This window comes from Bartonella sp. MM73XJBT, from assembly GCF_028618465.1.
Lineage (GTDB): Bacteria > Pseudomonadota > Alphaproteobacteria > Rhizobiales > Rhizobiaceae > Bartonella.
Map to the genome: position 1 here is coordinate 1 of NZ_JAQISY010000057.1, position 5811 is coordinate 5811.

Sequence of the window (5811 nt, forward strand, 5' to 3'; positions counted from 1 at the left end):
TGATAACCTTGCTCTCTGCATCTTGCTTAACAAGACTGTCTCCTACAACTTTCGTAATCTCATTCTTAAGCTCTTTATGGATATTCGTAAAAGATGTACCAACTCCTTCAAACGCAGCAGAGACACTTTCATAGCTTTGCTCTTCAACGTCACTCCCATCATCCTTGACTGTTTTTACCTTGAAGCTTGGCGCTGTCCATTTATCTTCTTCATACTTAGCTCCACCCCCAAGGACTTTAGCTATATTTGTGCCTGCAACTTGTAGATTATCTGACACAATACTCACTTTTTTATCCGTCGCAAAAAGTTGGGAACCATTAATCGCATCATGTGAATTCTCTGCAATCTTACCATCACCAACATTGTGCAGCGCTGTAAGGACCTCGTCCTTACCACCAAAAGTTATATTGCCATAATCAGTCTTACCATCTTTCTTTTTATTATAATGAACAACTGCTGAATCTTCTGACTGAAGATGATTAATCTGGTTTGTAATCTCATTTTTGATATTCGTGAATGAACTACCAACTCCTTCAAATGCAGCAGAGACACTTTCATAGCTTTGCTCTTCAACATCACTACCATCATCCTTAACTATCTTCACCTTGAAGCTTGGAGCGGTCCATTTCCCTTCTTCATAACCAGCACCGCCACCTAAATAAGTTGCAACTGTCTTATTTGTATCAAAAAGCTGACTTCCTGTAACTGCATCCGTTGAACCCTTAGAAACAGTTCCATCTAAAAGAGACGTGATTTTGCTATTGCTCTTTGCACCATCTTCACCATGAACCGCAACAAATGCCCCTTTCTCCTTGCTCCAACTCAAAGTATCCTGCGCAACGCCTTCTGAAACTTCCTTAATACGATCGTTCACATGCTTGATATTCGTATCAAGACCACTAAACGCTGTGCCAACACCTTCAAAAGAACTCTCAGTTACATCTCCCTCTTTACTAATGGACGATAATTTATAGGTTGGCTGGGTAAGTGATCCATCTTTAAAGGATGATGCTCCACCTAAGAATTTTGCAATATCCTCGCCAACTTTATTCATCTGATCACCCGTGATAGCATCATGCGATCCACTGGCTATCTTACCATTGGCAACATTATGAAGTGCAACAGGGGTAGAATTCTTGCCTTTACCTAAAGTCACATTTGTATAATCAATTTCTCCCTCTGCCTTTTTATCATAGTGAACAACTGCTGAATCTTCTGACTGAAGATGATTAATCTGGTTCGTAATCTCATTTTTGATATTCGTGAATGAACTACCAACTCCTTCAAATGCAGCAGATACACTTTCATAGCTTTGCTCTTCAACTTCACTATCATCATCCTTGACTATCTTTACCTTGAAGCTTGGAGCTGACCATTTACCTTCCGCATCATAACCAGCACCGCCACCTAAATAGCTCGCAAGCTGCTTGTTCATAGAATAAAGCTGCGAGCCATTGACCGCATCCGTTGAAGTTTCAGTAATGTCTCCAGACAAAATATGCGCAATCTTGCTATCTTTTCTTGCATCGCCTTCCCCATGAGAAGCAACAAAAGCACCCTCAGTACTACTCCAATTTAAAGAATCCTTTGCAACTCCTTGAGAGACTTCCTTAATCCGATCGTTCACATGCTTGATATTCTTATCAAGACCTACAAAGGCTGAACCAACATCACTAAACGGCTTATCTGTAACATTACCTTTTTCATCAACATTCGATAATTTATAGGTTGGTGGTGTAAGTGATCCATCTTTAAAGGATGATGCTCCACCTAAGAACTTTGCAATATCCTCGCCAACTTTATAAATCTGTCCGCCATTGATTGCATCATGTGATTCTGAAGAAATTGTGCCATTGGCAACATTATGAAGTCTAACAGGCGTAGAACCTTCACCTCTACCCAAAGTCACATTCGTATAATCAGTTTCACCCTTATCTTTTTTATCATAATGAACAACTGCTGAATCTTCTGATTGAAGGCTCTCAGAAAGTTTCTTCAAATCCTTATCAAGCTGCCCCTTGTTAACGGCTTCATTATCGTTTGTTGCTTCCTTCACACCAGAAAGTGTCCGATCTTCATTATTCTTGTTGCCAATATTGATGGCTGAGCCCTCTACTTCTTTACCAATGTTGATAACATTCGTTGCTGCATCTTTCTTAACAAGGCTCTCACCTTTTACATTGCTAATCTCATTTTTAATATCATTGGTAATTTTATTCTGAACGTTTGTGATAGAACTACCAACTCCCGCCAAAGCTTCTCCTACATTACTATAACTCTCTTCTTTTTCTTTGCCTTCACCGTCAACTGTTTTAACCTTAAAGCTAGGAGCTATCCATTGACCATCATCATAGCTAGCGCCACTGCCAAAAGCTTTGGCTATATTGGTGCCTGCAATTTGTAGATTACTTGACACAACACTCACTTTTTGATCCGTCGAAAAAAGTTGGGAACCATTGATCGCATCATGGGAACCTTCTGTAACTTTACCATCGCCAACATTATGCAATCCAACAGTGCCTTTGTTTGGATCGCCAAAAGTTACATTCGATTTATTACTTTCACGTGCTGATCTGATAAGCCGATTGTCATCACTTGAAACTTCTTCCTCATCGTAAAAAACTGCAACCGAACGCACATCTGCAATTTCTTTATCAAGCTGCTCTTTGTTAACTGCTTCATTGCCTTTTTCTGCCTTCTTTACACCAGAAAGAATTCTATCCTTACTATCTTTATCAGCAATACTAATTGTAGCATCTTCCTTTTCACCACCAATATTAATATGATTTGTCTTCTCATCCCACTTAACAAGACTATCACCTTTCACATTGGTAATTGCAGTATTAATATCATTGGTAATTTTATTCTGAACGTTTGTGAAAGAGGTACCAACTCCTGCTAAAGCCTCCGCTACTGTCTGATAGCTTTGCTCTTCAATTTCACTACCATCATCCTTAACTGTCTTAACCTTGAAGCTTGGAGCTGTCCATTCACCATTCTCATACTTAGCGTCACCGCCAAAAGACTTCGCAATATCATCGCCTAAGGAATAAAGTTGAGAGCCCGTTATCGCTTCCGTCGAAGCTTTGGAAACTTCTCCATTGGCAAGGAATTTAAGTTTGCTATTCGTTTTTTTGCTTTCTTCCCCATGAAGAGCTACAAAAGCACCTTCCGCACTATTCCAATTTAAAGAATCCTGTGCAACTCCCTCTGAGACGTCCTTAATCCGGTCATTCACATTCTTGATATTTGTATCAAGTCCTGCAAAAGCTGAACCAACATCGGTAAATGGCTTGTTTGTTACTTTACCATCTTTCTCTACCTGAGATAATTCATAAGTCGGTCCTGTAAAAGCTCCATTGTTAATGGCTGCTTTCCCACCCAAGAATTTAGCTATATCATCACCAATTTTATAAATCTGTCCGCCAGTGATCGCTTCATGCGACTTATCAGCAATACTACCATCAGCAACATTGCGAAGAACTGTGGGGGTTTGATTTTTACCACCAAAAGTAACGCTCGCATAATTGATAGTGCTATTTTTATCGTCTTTATCATAATGCACAACAGCGGAATCATCTGACTGAAGATGATTAATCTGGTTCGTAATCTCATTTTTGACATTGGTGATAGAATTACCAACCCCACTCAATGCTTCCCCTACATTCTGATATGTCTTATCTTCTTTATCACCATTATCGTTAACTGTTTTAAGTGTAAACTTTGGAGCAATCCATTCTCCTTTTTCGTATTTTGCTCCTCCGCCAAAAGACTGCGCAACCTTATCACCCAATGAATGAAGTTGACCACCCGTGACAGCTTCCGCTGAAGTCGCAGTAATATCACCATTGGCAAGAAACTTAAGCTTACTTGTTTTTCTGTCTTCACCATCTCCATGAAGAGCTACAAAAGCACCATCCTTCTCGCTCCACAATAAAGAATCTTGTGCAACACCTTGAGATATTTCTTTAATCCGTTGATTGACATTCTTAATATTTATATCAAGACCTGCAAAAGCTGTTCCCACACTTGAAAAACTATTATCCGTTACAACTCCATTTTTGGCAACGTATGATAATTTATAAGTTGGAGCTGTAAAGGCTCCATTGTTAAAGGCTGCTTCTCCACCCAAGAATTTGGCTATATCTATACCAATTTTATAAATCTGTCCGCCATTGATTGCATCATGAGACTTATCACCAATAATACCATTAGCAACATTGTGGAGAGTTGTGGGGGTTTGATCTTTACCACCTAAAGTGACACTCGCATAATTAATCTGATTATCCTTTTTATCGTAATGGACAACCGCTGAATCATCGGACTGAAGATGATTAATCTGTTTGGTAATATCATTTTTGACATTGGTGATAGAATTACCAACCCCACTCAATGCTTCCCCTACATTCTTATAAGTCTTCTCTTCTTCCTTACCTTCACCGTTAACGGCTTTAACTTTAAATGTTGGATCCGTCCATGTTTTATCTTGATAACTAGCTCCACCACCTAAATAACTAGCAACCTTACTATTGGTCTCAAAAAGCTGCCCCCCCGTAATAGCATCTGTAGAACCTTTGGAAACATCTCCATCTAAAAGAAAGGTAATCTTACCCGCTGACCTTGCTATCGGTTCTCCACCATCAGAAATCTCCCTTCCATGCATGGCAACAAACGCATTATCCTTTTCACTCCACAATAAGGCATCGCCTTTGAAAGTGGTAATAGCATTATTAACTTGTTCAGTGACTTTATTCTGAACATTCATGATAGAAGTACCAACCCCAGTCAAAGCACTCGCTACATCATTATAAGCCTTATCTGCAGAACCGCCATTAGTATCAAAGGTTTTTACCGTGAAGCTTGGATCCGTCCATTTACCATTCTCATATTTGGCGTTACCGCCAAGGTAAGAAGCAACTTTGTCACCCAATGAATAAAGCTGTGAACCATTAATCACATCATGCGAATCTTCTGTGACGTTACCATCGCCAACATTATGCAATCCAACAGTACCTTTGCTTGGATCACCAAAAGTAACATTGGACTTATTACTTTTAGGTGCTGATCTGATAAATGGATTGATACCTTTGGGCTCTACTTCCTCATCGTAGAAAACTGCCACTGAACGCACATCTGCAATTTCGCCAGAAAGTTTCTTTACATTCTCATCAAGCTGATCTTTGTTAACTGCTTCATTGCCTTTTTCTGCCTTCTTAACACCAGAAAGGATTCTATTATTACTTTCTTTATCTGCAATATTGATTGTAGCATCTTCCTTTTCACCACCAATGTTAATATGCTTTGTCTTATCATCCCACTTAACAAGACTATCACCTTTTACACTCGTGATTTCATTCTTGATATCATTTTTAACATTTGTGATAGAATTCCCAACGCCTGCCAAAGCTGCCGCTACATCATGATAAGTCGTCGTTTCTTCCTCACCATCATTTTTAACTGTTTTTATTGTAAAAGTTGGATCGGTCCACTTGCCATTCTCATAGCCAGCATCACCACCAAAATACTTGGCCATATTCGTGGCAGCGATTTTGAAATTATCGGATAAAGTTGTTACATTTTTATTTGTTGTAAACAACTGCGAACCGGTAACAGCTTCATTTGAAGCTTCTGACAGAGAAGCACTCTTTAGACCCGTAAGAGTACGCTGTTCATTCTTTTTGTTGGTAATATCAATTTTGTCACCATCGGTTTCCTTACCAATGGTGATGTGTTTTGTATCGCTGTCTTGTTTCACGAAGCTACTGGCTGCGACTTGTTCTTTAACATCTTTTTCAACTTTTTGTAGTTGTC

Annotated in this window: 1 pseudogene; it reads right to left on the reverse strand. The window is 39.4% G+C overall.

Annotated elements, in window-relative coordinates:
* Positions 1-5811 (reverse strand): annotated as a pseudogene (locus tag PVV69_RS09115) (hypothetical protein); the annotation flags it as partial.